Source organism: Vibrio sp. Vb0667 (assembly GCF_033391095.1).
In genome coordinates this window covers 40,911-60,574 of the sequence record NZ_JAWPOL010000010.1, presented here as the reverse complement: position 1 = coordinate 60,574, position 19,664 = coordinate 40,911, and the positions used below count along the sequence as shown (strand labels likewise).

General features: G+C 46.8%; 12 protein-coding genes and 1 riboswitch. Of the genes, 4 read left to right on the top strand and 8 right to left on the bottom strand.

Annotated features, from left to right (window positions below; translation table 11 throughout):
- Positions 1 to 38: 38 nt before the first annotated feature.
- From dapD to R8269_RS12130, 5 genes are all read right to left on the bottom strand, one after another.
- Positions 39 to 1,070: a 2,3,4,5-tetrahydropyridine-2,6-dicarboxylate N-succinyltransferase gene (dapD, locus tag R8269_RS12150; RefSeq protein ID WP_017636007.1), complete on the bottom strand. Its 1,032-nt coding sequence runs from the start codon at positions 1,068 to 1,070 to the stop codon at positions 39 to 41.
- A 323-nt stretch (positions 1,071 to 1,393) separates the two neighbouring features.
- A complete protein-coding gene (locus tag R8269_RS12145; protein WP_262636350.1) occupies positions 1,394 to 2,377 on the bottom strand; it encodes a GGGtGRT protein in 984 nt (327 codons plus the stop codon).
- Between the two features lie 23 nt (positions 2,378 to 2,400).
- Positions 2,401 to 3,093, bottom strand: a complete 693-nt coding sequence (locus tag R8269_RS12140) for an iron-sulfur cluster assembly scaffold protein (RefSeq protein ID WP_005386501.1) — start codon at positions 3,091 to 3,093, stop codon at positions 2,401 to 2,403.
- 132 nt (positions 3,094 to 3,225) lie between these two features.
- A riboswitch (Fluoride riboswitch) is annotated at positions 3,226 to 3,300 on the bottom strand.
- 155 nt (positions 3,301 to 3,455) lie between these two features.
- Entirely contained in the window at positions 3,456 to 3,755 is a 300-nt protein-coding gene (locus R8269_RS12135; protein ID WP_005386503.1) for a YebG family protein, read from the bottom strand.
- A gap of 128 nt (positions 3,756 to 3,883) precedes the next feature.
- A complete protein-coding gene (locus R8269_RS12130; protein WP_205390988.1) occupies positions 3,884 to 4,810 on the bottom strand; it encodes a LysR substrate-binding domain-containing protein in 927 nt (308 codons plus the stop codon).
- 109 nt (positions 4,811 to 4,919) lie between these two features.
- On the opposite strand from R8269_RS12130, the gene R8269_RS12125 reads away from it, so the two are divergent.
- Positions 4,920 to 5,894, top strand: coding sequence for a TDT family transporter (locus R8269_RS12125; RefSeq protein ID WP_005391714.1), 975 nt, complete (start codon positions 4,920 to 4,922; stop codon positions 5,892 to 5,894).
- A 75-nt stretch (positions 5,895 to 5,969) separates the two neighbouring features.
- Here R8269_RS12125 and R8269_RS12120 read toward each other — a convergent pair whose 3' ends face one another.
- The gene (locus tag R8269_RS12120) at positions 5,970 to 7,793 is read right to left on the bottom strand and encodes a DUF3413 domain-containing protein (protein ID WP_205390987.1); all 1,824 of its coding nucleotides are present in this window, start codon (positions 7,791 to 7,793) and stop codon (positions 5,970 to 5,972) included.
- A 252-nt stretch (positions 7,794 to 8,045) separates the two neighbouring features.
- Here R8269_RS12120 and recC point away from each other — a divergent pair, with 252 nt between their 5' ends.
- The 3 genes from recC to recD all read left to right on the top strand — a co-directional run bounded on the left by recC (position 8,046) and on the right by recD (position 17,686).
- Positions 8,046 to 11,537: an exodeoxyribonuclease V subunit gamma gene (gene recC / locus R8269_RS12115; protein ID WP_318222547.1), complete on the top strand. Its 3,492-nt coding sequence runs from the start codon at positions 8,046 to 8,048 to the stop codon at positions 11,535 to 11,537.
- A 327-nt stretch (positions 11,538 to 11,864) separates the two neighbouring features.
- Positions 11,865 to 15,539, top strand: a complete 3,675-nt coding sequence (recB, locus tag R8269_RS12110) for an exodeoxyribonuclease V subunit beta (protein ID WP_318222549.1) — start codon at positions 11,865 to 11,867, stop codon at positions 15,537 to 15,539.
- Complete coding sequence (gene recD, locus R8269_RS12105; RefSeq protein ID WP_025768225.1) at positions 15,539 to 17,686, top strand: exodeoxyribonuclease V subunit alpha; 2,148 nt, start codon at positions 15,539 to 15,541, stop codon at positions 17,684 to 17,686. The genes recB and recD overlap by 1 nt, the downstream gene beginning before the upstream one ends.
- Before the next feature lie 34 nt (positions 17,687 to 17,720).
- On the opposite strand, the gene R8269_RS12100 is transcribed toward recD, so the two are convergent.
- Together R8269_RS12100 and argA are read right to left on the bottom strand one after the other, a co-directional pair.
- Positions 17,721 to 17,909, bottom strand: coding sequence for a hypothetical protein (locus R8269_RS12100; RefSeq protein ID WP_005380230.1), 189 nt, complete (start codon positions 17,907 to 17,909; stop codon positions 17,721 to 17,723).
- A 416-nt stretch (positions 17,910 to 18,325) separates the two neighbouring features.
- Positions 18,326 to 19,663 carry an amino-acid N-acetyltransferase gene (argA, locus tag R8269_RS12095; RefSeq protein WP_012841478.1) on the bottom strand — a complete coding sequence of 446 codons (1,338 nt, stop codon included), beginning with the start codon at positions 19,661 to 19,663 and terminating at the stop codon, positions 18,326 to 18,328.
- Position 19,664 lies beyond the last annotated feature (1 nt).

Genomic DNA, 19,664 nt, shown 5'->3' with positions numbered 1-19,664 from the left:
TGCTGGGGGATTTTTCGTAGGGCTAATTCACGAATGAATTAGTTGTTTTTATGCAGTTCGCTGTTCAGTTCAACCGCGCTCTTGTTAGCAAGACATTCGATTTGACCTGTTACAGAGTTACGACGGAACAGTAGGTCAGAAACACCAGCAAGATCGCGGGCTTTCACCACTTCGACTTCTTGACCTTCAGAATCTAGCATGCGCACTTTAGAACCAGCAGTTACGTACAGACCTGATTCGATAGTACAACGGTCACCCATTGGGAAACCAAGACCTGCGTTCGCGCCTAGTAGAGAGTTTTCACCGATAGAAACCACAACTTTACCGCCGCCAGATAGCGTACCCATGATAGATGCGCCGCCGCCGATGTCAGAGCCGTTACCAACCACTACGCCAGCAGAGATACGACCTTCAACCATGCTTACGCCTGTTGTACCCGCGTTGAAGTTGATGAAGCCTTCGTGCATTACTGTTGTGCCTTCGCCAACGTGTGCGCCAAGACGTACGCGAGAAGTATCAGCGATACGAACGCCAGTTGGTACCACGTAGTCCACCATTTTAGGGAACTTGTCTACGCAATCTACGCTTAGTGCACGACCCGCTAGGCGAGCTTCAATTTGACGCTCTGCTAGTTCAGGTAGATCGATTGGACCTTCGTTAGTCCATGCGATGTTGTGCAGTAGACCGAAGATGCCGTCTAGTACCGTGCCGTGTGGTTGAACTAGGCGGTTAGAGATAAGTTGAAGCTTTAGGAAGCCTTCAGCAACGCTTTGTGGTTGTTCGTCAGTTGCAAGGATAACCAGTACAAGTGGTTGTGCTGATTCTGCTGCTTTTGCTGCGAAAGATGCGTTTGCCGCATCGCCGTTTGCTTCAAATGCTGCTGCCAGTTCTGCGCTTTGTGCTGCAGAGATCTCGATAGCTTGGTTGCCTTGCTCGTAACCTGCTACTGCTGCTAGTGCGTTAACAAGCGCTTCGCTTGGGTTAAGAACTGGGTTTGGGAAAAACGCTTCGATGATTTTGCCGTCGCGGTTTTTAGTTGCCGTACCAAAGGCTAGAGAGAAGAAAGCCATAGTTGATCTCCATGTGTTGAGTCTTGTGTCTCGTCTGTTCACTGACAAGAAATAATTAAGTTGTCAGTCATCATAAAGAGAGTATTAGGGAGTTTAAAGAGGGGAAATAGATAAAGTCTGTAGATGGATACTTTTTGTCTTTTTAGAGATATGTTTGTCTGATGAGAAATGTGTCGCAAAAGCCTTCTCAGACCGGTTTGGGGTAAAGACACAGTGAAGTTGGAGAAGGGGGTATAGCAAAAATAAGGGGAGGACCGAAGTCACTCCCCCTACACTGGGTTTGTTGGATTTACTGGCTTTGGATAGTAAAGCGATAAATCGACTTAGAGGCTTAGCTCGCCGACCTCTACTGCAAGTGCAACCGTTGCCCCTACCATTGGGTTGTTACCCATGCCGATGAAGCCCATCATTGCAACGTGCGCTGGTACAGAAGAGCTACCCGCGAACTGAGCATCAGCGTGCATGCGACCCATGGTATCTGTCATACCGTAAGAGGCAGGACCCGCCGCCACGTTATCTGGGTGTAGAGTACGACCAGTACCACCACCTGATGCCACAGAGAAGTAAGGCATGCCTTCACGGTTACGCTCTGCTTTGTAGATACCTGCTACTGGGTGTTGGAAGCGAGTCGGGTTGGTTGAGTTACCAGTGATGCTCACATCCACTTGTTCTTTATGCATGATAGCCACGCCTTCACGCACATCGTCTGCACCGTAACAAAGGATCTCACCACGTGGACCTTGGGAGAAACGGCGACGTTCTACTTCCACTAACTCACCAGTTTGGTAGTTGTATTGAGTGCGTACGTAAGTGAAACCATTGATGCGTGAGATTAGGTAAGCGGCGTCTTTACCCAAACCATTTAGGATAACTTTCAACGGATTTTTACGTGATTTGTTCACGTTCAATGCGATTTTGATTGCGCCTTCTGCCGCTGCGAATGACTCATGACCGGCAAGGAAAGCGAAACAGCCACTTTCTTCATTCAATAGACGAGCCGCCAATGCACCGTGACCGATACCCACTCGGCGTTGCTCTGCTACGCTGCCTGGTTTTGTGCAGGCTTGAAGGCCTTCACCGATGATGTTTGCAGCTTCTTCTGCTGTTTTTGCACCGCGGAAAATCGCCAAAGCAGTACCTAGAATGTAGGCATCGGCAGCGCTTTCAAACGCGATAGGTTGAGTGTCCATCACTAGTGCTTTAGGGTCGATACCACGATCCATACAGTATTGGTAAGCCTCTTCCAGAGAAGAAAGTTGCATTTCGTCTAATGTGCGACGTACAGATTCAGTAATTGGAGTGTTCATAATCTCTTTCCTCTTGGTGGCAATTATTGTTGGCGTGGGTTGATGGTCGTTACGGCTTCGTCAAAACGACCGTAAGTCCCCGTTGCTTTGTCTGCGGCTTCTGCTGCAGATACGCCTTCGTTGATGGCTTTCATCATCTTGCCTAGGTTGAGATATTGGTAACCAATCACTTCTTTGTTTTCGTCTAGCGCGAGCTTTGTTACATAGCCTTCGGCCAACTCCATGTAACGCACGCCTTTTGCTTTAGTTGAGTAACTAGTACCCACTTGGCTACGTTGAGTTTGACCAAGGTCTTCCAGTGCCGCACCAATTTCCAAGCCGCCTTCAGAGAAAGCAGATTGAGTACGACCGTAAACAAATTGAAGGAAGATTTCGCGCATCGCGACGTTGATAGCATCACATACCAAGTCGGTATTCAGTGCTTCCAGAATAGTTTTGCCAGTTAGGATTTCTGCGGCCATCGCGGCTGATTGAGTCATGCCTGAACAGCCGATCGTTTCGATCAAAGCTTCTTCGATGATGCCGTTTTTGACGTTAAGAGTCAGTTTTGCTGCACCTTGTTGAGGAGCACAAGCACCAACGCCGTGGCTAAGACCAGAAATCGCGATAACGTCTTTTGGATTGATCATTGCGCCTTCAACAGGGATCGGTGCAGATGCATGAAGATCGCCGCGTTGAATCGGGCACATTGATTGGATTTCGTGTGAATATTGCATAATGTTTTCCCAGTGTATTTTTATTTTTTGAGAAAACAGGAGCGGGGTTGGAGAAGAGTTGAATTGCTCACTACAGAACTCTTGCTTTCACAACATAAGAGAAAGCATTTCCAACAGGGCTGACCTGTTTTCGTTTCTGTAGGAGTCATTAGCTTTAAAGCGGTTCGAATCTTTCGATTCTGGTGGCACCCCATCACCGTGCCCATTTAGATTAGATCTAAGTCACACTAATCTGCAACATGAAATTTAGAGCAATTTGGGATATTAAATCGGTTCTATATATTCTCAGAGATATATGGCGATAAATGCAACGCATAAAAAACGCCGCATAATGCGACGTTTTTTCTAAACAAATGAGAGGCTTATGCAGCGTCTTCTTGCTCGCTATCTTCTTCAACAGCTTCAAGCTTCTTTGCTTTTTTTGGTGCAGGTTTACGTTTTGCACCCAGAGCGTAAAGCACTTCTTCTTTGTTTTGCGCAAGGTACATTGCAAGATCTTCTTGCTTACCTTCGTCTTCTAGAAGTTCACTTTTACCCAGCAGTGAGAATAACTCGTCTGCCATATCCAGCATTTTGTCGTATGCGTCAGCTTCCGCTTTAGAGGTAAAAGTCATTTTCTCTTCTCCATTGCGTTCTACCACGTACTTGACGATTACAGCCATGGTTGGTCCCCTAATTTGGTGTATTGATACTGGCTTTTTATACAGTTTTTGACCAATCAAGTCTAGCGACAAGCCTCAGAATGAGAGACACGTACAACTAACTGACTAGCATTTAAACTATCTTGGTTTCACTTTGCGGGTTTGTCCGTCAAAGGAAGGTTTGTTGGTCGCTCCCAATCTTGGCAAAATTCGATAAACGTTTTGAGCAATGGGCTTTGATATTTCTCTTTATGAACCAGTAACCAGAAGCGACGTTTCATATCTAAAGGCATGTCGAGCAGTTTTACGCGGCCGTCACGAATAGCAGGTTCTGCAGACAAACGTGACAAGCAGCCCAAGCCTAACCCTGCCGATACTGAGTTGATCAACGCTTCGGTGGTATTGAGCTGAAAAGCTTCATGCCAATGTTCCAAGCGCGGCGCGACAACGCGCATAAAAAATTCGCGTGAACCAGATCCTGCCTCTCGCAATATCCATTCACTGTTTTCTAGCTCGGTTAAGTTTACTGGCCCTTCGTGCGCGGCTGGGGAATTGGGCGCGCAAATCACGCACATTTCATCTTCGCTAAACTGGGTAGACTGCAATTCAGGGTGAAGTGTTTTGCCTTCAATGAGGGCTATGTCTAACTCGTAATCGGTCAGCATGTCGCAGATTTGTGCGGAGTTAGAAATGAACAGACTTTGAGAACGATGGTTCGTTTGCTGACGAAATTCGCTAAGCAAATAGGGCGCGACTTGGTTGCCAATGGTGTCGCTGGCACCAATGCGAAGTTGGCCCGATAGCGCTTGGTCACCATCGAAAATGCTCTCGATGTCCTTGGCTCGGTTGAGTAATTCATCCGCCAGTGGCAGTAGTTTTTGACCTTCTTGGTTCAAAATCAGTCGGTTATTAACACGATCAAATAAGTGATGGCCGATCTGCTTTTCTAATTCTGAGAGTGCCATGCTCACTGCGGCTTTCGATAAAAAGAGACTATCAGAAGCCGCTGTGAGCGTTTTGTGCTGCGTGATCGTCGTAAACACTTTCAGTTGTTTAAGAGAAATGTGACTTGCCATACCCCACCGTTAAGTAATTCTGAACGTTTGTTTTAAATAATTAGATATATCGGAACGAAGTGCAAGCGTATTATACGTCCCATCAAGAGTGAGTCTGGTTGAGGTCATCATGATTCAAAGAACAAAAGCAAAAGTAATGGGAGCACCAACTCCAATGGCGGGTTTGGCTCTTGGTATTGCAAGCTTGGGCTGGAGTTGGGAGAACTTCGCCGAATTACATGGCTACGGACAGTGGATTAGTGCGGGTATCGCGAGCATATTGTTGGCTATATTGGCAACCAAGTTTTTGCTACATAATCATCTATTGAGACAAGATCTTGCTCATCCGGTTGTGGGCAGCGTGGTTCCGACATTTGCGATGGGCACTATGGTGGTATCGAACTCTCTCGGCCATTTTTACCCATTAGCTGGCGATGCGCTTTGGCTGATTGCGGTGGTTTTGCACATCGTATTCTTGGTGAGCTTTGTTTACCATCGCGCCAAAGATTTTGAATTGCACCACATGGTTCCTAGTTGGTTTGTACCGCCTGTGGGTATCATCGTTGCGGATGTGTCTTTCTCTGGCAACCCGATGTTAGCACCAGTGGCACAAGGTGCATTGATGTTTGGTATGGTGGCGTACGCGATCATGTTGCCGATGATGATTTACCGTTTCATGTTTACCCATGAAATTCCGGATGCAGCGAAACCAACAATGGCAATTATGGCGGCACCAGCAAGTCTATCATTGGCAGGGTACTTAACGGTCACTGCGACACCATCACCAGTGATCATCGCTATGCTATTTGGTATCGCGGTATTGATGACAGCCATCATTTACCTCGCATTCTTTAAATTGCTTAGACTGCCATTTAGCCCAGGCTATGCGGCGTTCACTTTCCCGATGGTGATCGGTGCGACGGCGCTGTTTAAAATGGCGAATTGGATGGAGTTGCAAGGATTGGCTGCGCACTATGTTCAACAAGTGCGAGGCTTAGCTAGTCTTGAGTTGATTGTGGCAACATTTGTTGTCTCTTATGTGGCCTTACAATACATCAACAACTTGTTGATTCAGCCACGCTTGATGCACGCTCATCACGCTTAAATAGCAGATAGGAAAAAGCCTCTTGGTCTTACAACCAAGAGGCTTTTTTATTTCAATCGGCGTCGATGTTGAACGCTAGCCTTTTTTGTAAAATCGCGACATCTCATCCAGAGAATGACGAATGATATCGACAGGAACTTTCTGTTCTTTCTCGACTTTTAACTGGCGATTCAGTTGCTGAGAGTGCCCGCCAGGGTTGACCACAAGCATCAGTTCTTTGCCGACCAATGCATAGTTGTAGTAGCTGCCTGCAATATACCAATCGCGAGAGGCTGAGCTATCAAACAAGTTATGACCAACGCTGTATGAACTCGTTGTGCCTTGAACGTCAAACAGCGTATTCATCATGGTTGGCACGACGTCAAAATGGGTCGTGCGGTAATCAATTTGCTCTGGCTGACGATTTGGCATGTACACGTAAAGAGGCACATGTACTTGAACGTCACTGTAGTTACCCGTGTGGCCCCAATAGTTCATCTTATGGTCATTAAACTCTTCACCATGATCTGATGAAATCACCACAATGGTATTGTCTAAGTCGACGTTTTTCAGCACATCACCAATCAAGCTATCGATGTAGTACAACGAGTTCTTGTATCGATTATGGTAAAGCGAAGCGTCAAAATCGTTGTTGAGCAAAATGTGGTCAACGCGTTCCCAGTATGGTTTGAATTTCGCAAATTCAGGTTCGGGAAATACTGTGCCATGGGCGGCATCGTAGAACAGAAAACCAAAGTACGGCTTGTCGCTATCCTGCTTTTGGAACTCGATGAACTTGTCTGTTATCTGCTGATCGCGCTCGACAGCTGTTTCCCCAGTTTGTTTCAGGGTCAAGTCCGACACTTTTTTGAATACCGTGCGAGAAAGTGGCGGGCTGGTGAGCGGTGCCGAGCCAAAAATGCCCATGCGGTAGCCTTCTGCTTGCAGCGTATCCATAAAAACAGGAGAGCGTTGACTTGCGTAAAAGCTTTCCCAGTAGGTCGCTGGCAAGCTGTAAAACAGGCTGAAAATACCCGCTTGAGTTGAGTTGCCGCCGCTCATATGTTGTGTGAAATTCACTGTTTTTTCGGCGAACTTGCTGACATTTGGCATGACTTCCGGCGTCGCATCACTGTAGCGCCACGCATCAACCAAGATAAACAAGACATTGGGTTGTTTCTCTTTGCTTTGCACTTGAATCGGCGCAAGCGGATAGTTGAGTGAGCTACGTTCAATGTTGGTTAACTCTACGCGGTTCTTCGATGCAATGTTCTCATCCACTAGGTCGTGTTTGTAAATAAATTTACGAGCCGTCAGCGGGTAGTAAAGTGGCCAGTTATTCGAAAACTGACTGACTTCATCGTCGTAAAGTGCGTTTTTGTACGCATGAATCATCTGCGTGCTAAGCAATACAGCAAACCAAACGCTGATCAAAACGAACTTAGCTCGGCTTTGTGCCAGTTTATTACTTACCCAAACGGTACAGGCAAGCCCGATCACCAGAACGGCAACTTCACTGACGAAGATAAGCCAACTCATCCAAGAAATATCGAAGACATCACCGCCACCTTCGAAAAACATACGGATTAATAGGGCGTTGATGTGAAGTTTGTATTGCTGAAAAACGAGGATATCGACTTTAAACATGATCAATAGACAGATCGCGATAGCGATCACGATACCTTTGAATGCTCGAGTCGGTAGAAAAGAGAGCAATAAACTCAACAACATAAATGGAAGAGCGATCAAGCCCAGCCAGCCATATTGAGTCGAAACCAAATAGTAACCTTGCAACAAGGTTAGCGGTTCATTCTGATTGTTAGACAACACAAAAGGATAACAAGCGATCGACAGGTACACTGCAAAGCAAGCAAAAAAAGCAATCAGCCAAGCGCTGTTGGAAGACAGTTTGCGAAACATACTTTTTGTTTGTTTATAAATTATGGGTAGAGGGAGTATAAAACAGTGTTTTTTATTATGGAATAGTTGCGACGAATGTCACATTTTGTATGGAAATGTCAGACTTGATTGACATGTGAAAATTCAGAAGATTCATACTCTATTTGAGTGATATATAACCTTTTGTTTTTTCCGAACGCGAGATCACTGCGGGTTTAAATGGGGCTGTGCTAAGCTAGCTAACAGTTTCAATCGGCGCTCGGTATTCCCAATTTGTTTACTGTTTATCACTCCAACCAAGTTGACGTTCTTAAATCACTCCTTGTCGAACTGATTCGAATCAGTCCGCTGGAAAACCCGTTCGAAAAAGAACAAATTCTGGTTCAAAGTCCAGGCATGTCCCAGTGGCTAAAAATGGAATTGGCCAAAGAGTTTGGTGTTGCCGCGAACATTGATTTTCCGCTCCCTGCGACTTTCATTTGGGAAATGTTTACGCAGGTATTGCCAGACGTGCCAAAACGCAGTGCGTTTAACAAAGAAGCGATGACGTGGAAGTTGATGCATTTGCTTCCGGGGCTTCTCAACCAAGAGGTGTTTTCGCCGTTAGCGCAGTACCTCAAAGATGACATTGACCACTCTAAGCTGTATCAGCTGGCTGAGAAAATTGCCGATATTTTCGATGGTTACTTGGTGTATCGTCCGGAATGGATCGCAAGTTGGGAAGCTGGGCAGAGTGTGCCAGAGCTGGAAGATGAGCATCCGTGGCAGCCGATCTTATGGCAAGCGTTGTATGATCACACTGTGTCATTAGGACAGTCTCCATATCACCGTGCCAACCTTTATGAGCACTTTATCGACACGTTAGAGAGTTTTAACGGCAATTTTGACCATTTACCCAAGCGTTTGTTTGTTTTTGGCATTTCTTCGTTGCCGCCTCGCTATATGGATGCGCTAAAAGCAATTGGTGAACACATCGACGTGCATCTGATGTTCACCAACCCGTGTCGTTATTACTGGGGTGAAGTTCGAGATCGCAAATATCTGGCTCGTTTGGCGGCGAAACATCGTCAGCACGTTGTGTGGCAGGACGATCACTCGGAAGTGCAAGGTGAAACTGAGCAACTGAAAGGATCACTGGAAGATAATGTGATCGATGAGCTGCACACCGATGTGGTCGGAAACAGTCTGTTGGCATCCATGGGTAAACTCGGGCGCGACAATATGTATCTGTTGTCTCAGCTGGAATCTCATGAAGTTGAAGCCTTTGTTGATGTTGAGCGCGACAGTCTGCTCCATCAATTGCAAGCGGATATTCTCAATCTTGAAGAACATCAAGATGACCAACAGATTGAAAACAGTCATCACAAACAAGTGGTTAGCTTGGGTGATAAATCACTGAGCCTACACGCTTGTCACAGCCCGATGCGTGAAGTGGAAGTGCTGCATGATCAACTGTTGGCGATGTTCGATGCTGACCCAACGTTAAAACCGCGCGATATTATCGTGATGGTCGCGGACATCAACGCTTACAGCCCTGCGATTCAGGCGGTCTTTGGTAACGCGCCGGGTGAGCGTTTTATTCCATATTCGATTTCTGACCGAACCGCCGATCAAGAGAGCCCAATTCTGGCCGCATTTATGCAGTTGGTGAACTTACCCAATACGCGCTGTTTGGCATCAGAACTACTCGAACTTCTGGAAACTCCGGCGATATTAAAGCGTTTTGAACTCAGCGAAGGTGATTTCTTACAAGCTAAACAATGGGTTGAGGAATCGGGAATTCGCTGGGGATTGGACGCCAATACCGGACGCGAATTTGAACTGCCGGAAACCCGTCAAAACACATGGCAATTTGGTATTCAACGCATGTTGCTTGGCTACGCGATGCCAGAATCCGCAGGTTTGTTTGAAACCGAGCAAGGCAGTTTGTCTCCGTACAACGAAGTGCAAGGCATGGGCGCAGAGCTGGCGGGCAAGTTGGCACACTTTATCCAACAAATTAGCACTTATCGAAGCAAACTTTCTCATGTTCAAACTATCGATGGTTGGCGAGAGACTTTGGTTTCACTGCTGGATGACTTCTTCTCAGTTGAGTTAGAAGGCGAAATGGCGCTCAAATCCATTCGCGATACGCTCAGCCAACTCAAAGAGCAGTTAGCTGATGCCGCATTTGATGATGCGTTATCGCCGTCGATCATCAGCCAATACCTTCAAAATAAATTATCTGGCACACGAGTCAGCCAGCGCTTCCTTGCTGGTCAAGTGAACTTTTGTACCCTGATGCCGATGCGCTCTATTCCGTTTAGAACCGTATGTCTACTGGGGATGAATGACGGCGTGTACCCGCGTTCTATGCGGCCAGAAGGCTTTGACTTGATGACAGGAAGAACCAAACCGGGCGACCGTTCGCGCCGAGATGATGACCGTTACCTATTCCTCGAAGCCATGTTGTCTGCACAGCAAACGCTCTACATCAGTTATGTTGGCCGTTCAATCCAAGACAACACCGAGCGAGTGCCTTCGGTTCTGGTTTCTGAGCTGATGGAATACTGTCACCAAAACTATTGTTTAAGTGGTGATGAAGCGTTGCCCGTTGATGAGTCTGGCGACAACTTATTAAATGCGTTGGTGAATACCCACGCCATGGTGCCGTTTAGCCCAAGTGCGTTCCAAGGCATGCATGCTAGCTACGCGAAAGAGTGGATTCCAGCGGCATTGACTCAAAGCAGTCAATCGCAAGGCTATGTCCGTCGTGATTTTAATCGGGCATTAGACGACTATCTGTTGGGAGCGACGTTCCCGCTTGAGCTCGACTTAGTCGAGTTGCAACGTTTCTGGCGTTTACCAGTGCAGTATTTTTTCAATCGTCGTTTAAAAGTAATCTTTGAACCGCCACTACCGGTGATGGAAGACGACGAACCCTTTGTTTTAGGTGGTTTGGAAAGCTATCAAATGCGTGATGAGCTGTTAGAAACCTTGCTTGAAGCGACATTGATGCAGCCAGAGAAAAAAACAGAGGTGCTTAAACACTTTATGAGTCAACAGCGCGCGCAAGGCAAACTGCCGGTGGGGGCGTTTGGTGATATCGAATTTGAAACCAACCGAGTTCAGGCGGAAGAGCTGGTGGATAAACTGGCGTTTTTATCTGGTGCGCCTCAAGACGATTTGGAAATCGACCTGACGTTTGATTCCTTGTTTGAGCGAAATGAAGGCGAAGAGAAAAACGTTCGTCTAACAGGTTGGCTAACTCAATGCTACCAATCCGGTTTGATTCGCTATCGAAGCGGTAAGATTCGATCGCAGGATTACCTTGCAGCGTGGATCGATCACCTTGCCATGTCGGCGTCGGGTCATGCTAAGAAAACTCACATCATTGGTTACGATCGTAAAGAAGGCGCGCTGCATTTGATCTACCCAGAAATTGCCGATGCGCAGTATGCCAAACAGCTACTGACTGAATTAGTTCGCTTATTTTTCGAAGGCATGACTAAGCCTTTGCCTTATTTCCCGAAAACGGCGTTGGCTTGTGTTGAAGCGGGCTTTAGCCGCGGTCAGTGGGTCGATGACGAAGAGAAATCTTTGAAGAAAATGGCTGACGCATTCAATGATGGCTTCATGAGCCCGGGCGAAGGCAGTAATGCGTACATCTCTCGAATTTGGCCTGCTTGGAATGATGAGTTGGCCTCAGAAGTTCGTTTGCTGACAGCATTAGTACTGCAAGGTGCGCGCTTAGCGGTTCAAGACGCTGATGATGTAAAAGCGTAATAAAGACAGCTGGGTAAAGAGAAGGAAGAGTAGGGTGGCCGCCAGAAAATCATTATTTTTTGTAGGGCGTTCGCTGTACGGCCACAAGGTCAGAGGGACCATGATACTTTTGTTTAATTCATTTGAGTTGTGCCGCCAAAAAGGTTTGGCTTATCTCGTGGGGCGCATACTAACGGTACGTCTTATGGATAACCGTGAGAAAGATCTCACAAAGCTCTAAATTATCCAACTTGTTAAACATATTAATAGAATTTTTAACTATAGATCACATTTATTAGGTGATACGTCCTAGTAAATAATCCGGAGAGATTCAGCGTTATGGATCAAATGTCAGGTGCAGAGTGTCCTCTACATACGTTAGACCGCACAGAGCAACCTCAACCAACGCCACTAGAACCGATGACGTTTCCTCTGCACGGTGCGAGGTTAATCGAGGCATCAGCAGGTACAGGTAAAACCTTCACTATTGCAGGTTTATATCTGCGTCTTTTGCTTGGTCATGGCAGCGCGGAAACTCGACATCGCGTACCGCTTACGGTCGACCAAATTCTGGTTGTAACCTTTACCGAAGCGGCAACTGCGGAATTACGCGATCGTATCAGGGCAAGAATCCATGATGCGCGAATCGCGTTTGCGCGTGGACAGAGTTCCGACCCGGTGATCCAACCTTTGCTTAATGAGTTTGACGATCACAAGCAAGCCGCAGAAATTTTATTGCAGGCAGAGCGTCAGATGGACGAGGCGGCGGTCTACACCATTCACGGTTTTTGCCAACGTATGCTAACGCAAAATGCGTTTGAATCTGGCAGCCGATTTAATAACGAGTTTGTGACCGATGAAAGTCACCTAAAAGCGCAAGTTGTAGCCGATTACTGGCGCCGCAATTTCTACCCGTTGCCATTTACCTTGGCTGGAGAAATTCGCCAGCTATGGGGCTCTCCATCTGCGTTATTGTCTGACATCAGCAATTACTTAACTGGTGCGCCGTTAAGCCTTTCTGTTCCGGCAATGAAAGGCAGTTTGGCTGATCTTCATACTGAAAATTTGAAAAAAATTGATGAATTAAAAGCACAGTGGCGAGAAAGCCAAGATGACTTCTTAACGCTAATTTCAGGTTCAGATATTAACAAACGCAGCTACACCAAAAAGTCTCTGCCGACGTGGTTGGAGGCGGTAAACGCTTGGGCGGCAACGGAAACTACAGGTTACGATTATCCAGACAAGCTGGAGAAATTCGCGCAAAACGTCTTGTTGGAAAAAACACCGAAAGGCAGTGCGCCGCAGCATGCGGTATTTGAAGCCATTGAAACATTTCTTACCAACCCAATCAGCTTAAAAGCGCCACTGCTTGCTCATGCAATTGAACATTGTCGTGTGATGCTGGCTAACGCGAAAAATCAAAAACAGTGGCTCTCTTTTGATGATTTGCTGACGCAACTTTCTGCTTCTATCGATACGGACGAAAGCGAGCTTTTGGCTGAGCGTATTCGTACTTTGTATCCTGTCGCAATGATTGACGAGTTCCAAGATACCGACCCGCTTCAATACAGTATTTTCAGCTGTATTTATCTGAACAACCCAGAATGTGGTTTGTTTATGATCGGTGACCCCAAGCAGGCGATTTATGGCTTTCGTGGCGCAGACATTTTCACTTACATCAAAGCGCGTAACCAAGTAAGTGCCCACTACACGTTAGGAACCAACTGGCGTTCTAGCGCAGATATGGTGCAGGCGGTAAACCAAGTATTTGCTTTGCCAGACAGTCCATTTATCTATGATTCGGACATCCCGTTCTTACCCGTTAAGTACAGTCCCAATGCCGAAAAACGCATTTGGACTATCGGTGGCCAAAAGCAACCCGCGCTGACTTATTGGTTGCAAGAAGCGGACGATAAACCGCTACCAAAAGGCGAGTATTTGACTCGGATGGCGGAGGCGACCGCAAGCCAAATCCAAACCATTTTGACGCAGGCTCAACAGGGGCAAGCGTGTCTCGTGAATGGCGAAAAACAGAAAGCGGTTCAAGCGGGCGATATCGCGGTGTTGGTTCGAACAGGTAGTGAAGGTCGAATGATCAAACAAGCGCTGGCTGAACAAGGCATTGCCAGCGTGTACCTGTCTAACCGAGACAGTGTGTTTACCAGTTCAGTGGCGCAGGATCTACAGCGTTTGCTGCAAGCGGTGCTGACTCCAGAAAATGACCGTGCGCTGCGTGCAAGTCTTGCCTCTGAGCTGTTTGCCCTTGATGCAGCAAGTTTGGATGCACTTAATAACGATGAAATTGTGTGGGAAAACGCCGTAAACGAATTCAAAGAATATCGCAAACTTTGGGTTCAGCGTGGTGTGCTGCCGATGCTGCGGGCGGTGATCAGCAAACGCCATATTGCCGAGCGATTACTAGAAGAAGGCGCGAGTTCACAGGGTGAAAATGGTGAGCGAGTGCTTACCGATTTAATGCACATCGGTGAACTGCTTCAACAAGCCAGTAATGAACTGGACAGCGATCACGGTCTACTGCGTTGGCTCGCTCAGTCTATCAGTGATGCGGAAAACGGTTTGGGTGGCAGTGATGACCAAATCCAACGTTTAGAATCGGAACGTAACTTAGTGCAGATCGTAACTATTCACAAATCAAAAGGCTTGGAGTATGACCTCGTATTTCTGCCGTTTGTGTTCAGCTATCGAGAAGCCAGTGAAGCCAAATATTACGATGCAGCCAATGACCGCACGGTACTGGATATTACTGGCAACGATGCGTCCATGAAGCAAGCGGATAAAGAGCGTTTGGCGGAAGACTTACGCTTGATATACGTAGCACTAACGCGAGCTGTGTATGCGTGTTTTATCGGTGCCTCACCTTTGCGCAATGGCCGTTCGACCAAAGAGCCAACTGGTGTACACCGCAGTGCGATTGGCTATTTGATTCAAAATGGTCAAGAAGGTGGCATTAACGATTTGCAACAAGGTTTAACAAAGCAACAAGACGAGCTTGATTGTGTCGTTGTGGCCGATCCGCCGCAACAACTCGAAGAGAAGTACGTAGCGCCACAAGAAGAAATACACGATCTTAGCGCGAAAGAGCTGCAAAACCCTATCGATAGAAACTGGCGCATCACCAGTTATTCTGGCTTGGTCAAGCAAGGCTCTCATCACGCCGAGCATGATGCCACGATTGAGATTACGGGTTTTGATATCGACTCATCTGAAGAGCAAGACGAAGCGGATTTGGTGGAGCCAGAGCGCTCTATTTTTACCTTCCCTCGTGGTGCGCGTCCGGGTACGTTCCTGCACAGCTTGTTTGAGGAAGTTGAATTTACTCAGCCAGCCACTACGGAAGAGAATACACAAATCATCCTTGGCTTGATGGAAAGCGAACAGCTCGATGAAGAGTGGCTACCTATTTTACAGCAATTGATTGATACCGTACTCGCAACGCCGTTGGATGGTAAGTCTTTGCTGCTGAATCAAAAAGCACCGTCGCAACGTTTGGTGGAGATGGAATTTTTGCTGCCGATTGAAGTTTTGTCTGCACCGGCGTTAAACCGAGTCATTCAACGTCACGATCCGTTGTCGGCGAAAGCGGGGGATTTAGGTTTCCAAACCGTGCAAGGCATGCTCAAAGGTTTTATCGACTTGGTGTTTGAACATCAAGGTAAATACTACGTGCTTGACTGGAAATCGAATCATCTTGGCGACGATGTGACGCACTATCATGGTGAGGCTCTGAAATCGGCGATGGCAGATCACCGCTACGATTTGCAGTACCAGATTTATGCGTTAGCCCTGCATCGTTTCCTACGCAGCCGATTGGCCAATTATGATTATGAACAGCACTTTGGTGGCGTGTATTACTTGTTCTTGCGCGGCATGGATGGGCAGAGTGACCACGGCATTTTTGCCGCGAAACCAACTTTCGAGTTCTTACAAGAGATGGATCGTTTGATTGATGGTCAAGTACTTGAAACGCGCTCAACTCAAGCCGGGCAGATGGAGCTACTTTAATGACGACAAATCACAATCTTCATTCTGACCAAGATAGCCTATTGGTAGTGTTGGAACGCTTGGCGCACAAAGGTGCTATTCGTCAGCTCGACTACCAATTCGCCTGTTTTATTGATTCTCAAACGCATGATGAACAGTCGGACAGCCAAGCACTGGCGTTTATCGCTGGTGTTGTCAGTAGTGAGCTTGGTAAAGGACATATCTGTCTGTCTCTGTGCGATGCACAAGGGCAAACTACGGATTTAGCCAGTAAGCTAGGGCTGTTTGGTGAGTCGGCATTGGCGCTTAACACACAGTTGCAAGGCATAGACTGGATTCAAGTATTACAAAATTCCAGCGTGGTCGGCGCGCAAGGAGAAGCCTTGCCTTTAATGTTCGATGGTGAGCGTCTGTATCTGCATCGCTATTGGCATTATGAAGTGACACTGGCGGAAAAGCTCAATCAGCTGGGCGCCGCAGTTAACTTGCAACCACAAGAGTTTGCGCGATTATCGGAGTTGCTCAACCATCTGTTCGCACGCCAATACCATTTTCTGTTTAACGCGTTGGGCAAAGCAGTAGAAGCGGGAAGCAGCAACCAAGTGTTGCGTCAGCAATTGGTGTGTGACCACCTTGATGTGGTCGCAAGCGAATCGTTGGATTGGCACGCCATTGATTCCGTGCTTAGCAATGCGCGCAAGGTTCAAGATTTGCAAATACTGGATGAACTCGTGCCACTCTCAGCTTGTGTGAACTGGCAAAAAGTCGCGGCGGCGGTTGCGTTAACTCGTCGATTTGCTGTGATTTCTGGCGGCCCTGGTACGGGTAAAACGACGACAGTAACCAAATTGCTTGCTGCTTTGATTGAACAGGCGACGCAAGAGAAAAATCTAACCATCAAGCTGGTGGCCCCGACAGGGAAAGCGGCGGCGCGATTAACCGAGTCCATTGGTAAAGCGGTGCAAGAGCTGCCAGTTTCTCCGGAGCTAAAAGCCAAAATTCCGACTGAATCGAGTACCTTACATCGGTTGCTGGGTGCGATTCCTAATAGCGCAGAATTTCGTCACAACAAGCAAAATCCACTGCATTTGGATATTTTGGTTATCGACGAAGCGTCGATGGTCGATTTACCAATGATGTATAAAGTGGTCGATGCCTTACCGAAACATGCGCGGCTGATTTTGCTAGGTGATAAAGATCAACTTGCCTCAGTTGAAGCAGGGGCAGTGTTGGGTGATATCTGTTCGTTCCATGCGTTGGGTTATGGCAAAGAGCAGGCGTCAGCCATCGCAAAACTGACGGGCTTCGATACTTTAGCCCATACGGGTAACAGTGCATCTAGCATTGCTGATAGTTTATGTATGCTGCAAAAGAGCTACCGATTTGACGCTCGCTCAGGCATTGGTCAGTTGGCAAAAGCGGTTAATTCCGGTTCTGCTGCGAGCGTAGATAACGTCTGGGCGCGTGACTTTTCCGATATCGAACATTTCGCACTAAGTAGTCAACATTACAACCAAATGATGCAGACGTTGGTGCAGGAATACGGTCGTTACCTCAAACGCATTGGACAACAGGAAACTGATCCTAAAACCGGAGAGCCAGAGTCGCTAACGCACAAAGCCAAAGCGGTGTTAGATACCTTCAATCAATGCCGACTGCTGTGCGCGATCCGTGAAGGTGACTTCGGTGTGGCTGGGCTAAACCAACGCATCGAGAAAGCGCTTGCGGCGCGCAAGTTAATTCAAGTTCAGGATGAAATTTGGTATCACGGCAGACCTGTCATGGTTACGCGTAATGATCACGGTTTAGGTTTGTATAACGGTGATATTGGTATTTGTATGCGAGATGACAGTGAAGAAGAACCGCGTTTGAAAGTCTTTTTCGAGTTACCTGACGGCAGTGTGAAATCGGTCTTGCCAAGCCGAGTACCTGAACATGAAACGGCTTACGCCATGACCATCCATAAATCGCAAGGCAGTGAATTTGATTACACCCTTATGATTTTGCCACCAGACTTTAGCCCGATATTAACCCGTGAGTTGATTTACACAGGCATTACCCGCGCGAAAAAGCGTTTAGCTCTTTACGCCGAGCTCAATGTTCTGAAGCGAGGCATTAAGGTGAAAACCACTCGCGCGAGTGGGTTAGTAAAGCGGCTTACCAACTAAAACAAGAAGACCGAGCTTATGGCTCGGTCTTCTTTTATGCATGTTTTGCAAACGCATTGGTAAAAGACACGCTGCGTATTTTGTATTGCTGTTGATAAGCAAGAATAAAATCTCGGATAGCGTCATTTACGGGGAAAACACAGTGGACGTCTAGGCCTTCTAAAAACTGATTGTCAGCCATATCCCAGAAGCTTTGAAGCGAATTACAAATGATTGTTCTCATAACAGTGCTCGTCTCGGCTTATTTAAAGTCAGATTAACAACTGTCCTTGGTGTGCAATACGGAGCTAACTAGTTTTTCAATTGCCCAGTATTTTAGGGTGAAGGCTAATTACATCACCTAGATCCATTCGTATTGGTTAAAAACCAATCACTAGCGAGCAGAGTATAGCCAACCAAATGTATATTTAAAAGATAAAATTGGAACAAAAATCAAGCAATGGTTTGCGCATTTCTAAGTTGGGTTTACATGATGACCCGCTAGTCCGGAGTAGGGTTTATGTGTGGCCTTACTCCTCAACAAACTCGTTCCTAAACAAGCTCGATGTGCAGGGTTGAGCGTTAATGAACTAAATCCTGCCCTTTGAGGTTAGTTGGTATAGTGGAACGTTAAGTTTCGCTCCCTGATTTAAGGTTAAGCTATAAATCTAACGCTAAGATTTTGGACTTACGCTGGAAGTTATATAACCCTTGTTTGGCTCCAGGCAAATAGTCGACACTGACTTCGTAAAAACCTTGCTCTCTGAACCAATGCAAACTGTGTGTCGTGAGGACAAAAATCTGATCAATGGTTTCGGATTTAGAACGATGTTTCATGTAGTTGAGCAGTAACAAACCTCGGTTTCCATCACGATAGTCAGGGTGAATCGCTACGCAAGCCATCTCAGCTTTACGCTCTTCTGGGTATGGATAAAGGGCAGCACAGCCAATAATCAAGCCGTCTTTTTCGATGATGGTAAATTTTCCAATCTCTTGCTCTAGCTGTTCTCGAGAGCGCCTAACCAGTACACCTTGTTCTTCTAACGGGCGAATGAGGTCTAAGATACCGCCAATATCGTCAATATTAGCTTGCCTCACTTGTTCAGCACTCGCCATAACAACTTGGGTACCGATACCGTCGAAAGAGAACAACTCCTGAATTAAGGCGCCATCTACTTTATAACTGATCAAGTGGCTACGAGGTACTCCGGCACGGCAAGCGGCAATAGAGCCTTTAAGAAAGCGCAGTGTTCCAGTGTTGTAATCTAGGTCAGGAGACGTATTTTCAGAAAGCGTTTTGATGACATGCTCCGCCTCAATTGGTAGTAACTCGGCGACAGCATTGCCGTTGTCATCAATGACACCTTGTTCGGAGCAAAAACCAATCAGCTTATCCGCACCCAGCTTTATCGCTAGTTGGGTGGCGACTTCTTCCGATAATAAATTGAAGCACTCGCCAGTCACAGAGCTAGCAATGGGACCTAGCAGAACAATTGAACCTTGATCAAGAGTGCGATTAATCGCGTCGGTGTCAATGCGGCGAATACGTCCACTATGGCAATAGTCCACACCATCATCAACGCCGAGTGGTTGGGCAATGATGTAGTTTCCGCTAACGACATTGAGCTGGGTACCTGCCATCGGAGTATTGTTGAGGCTCATTGATAGGCGCGCAGTAATCGCAAGCTGAAGTTGTCCGGCAGCTTGCATAACAACAGATAAAGCCGATTCATCCGTAATGCGGATATTTTTGTGGTAAGGCGTAGTGAGGTCTTGTTTTTCTAGCAGCTGATTAATTTGAGGACGTGCACCATACACCACCACGACTTTGATTCCGAGGCTGTGCATGAGTGCGATATCATTAATAATATTGCCAAAATTTTTGTGTGCGACGGCTTCTCCGCCCAGCATGATCACCATGGTTTTTCCGCGGTGAGCATTGACATAAGGTGTTGATTGACGGAATCCTTTTACGAGAGCAGTACTACGAATTTTCACT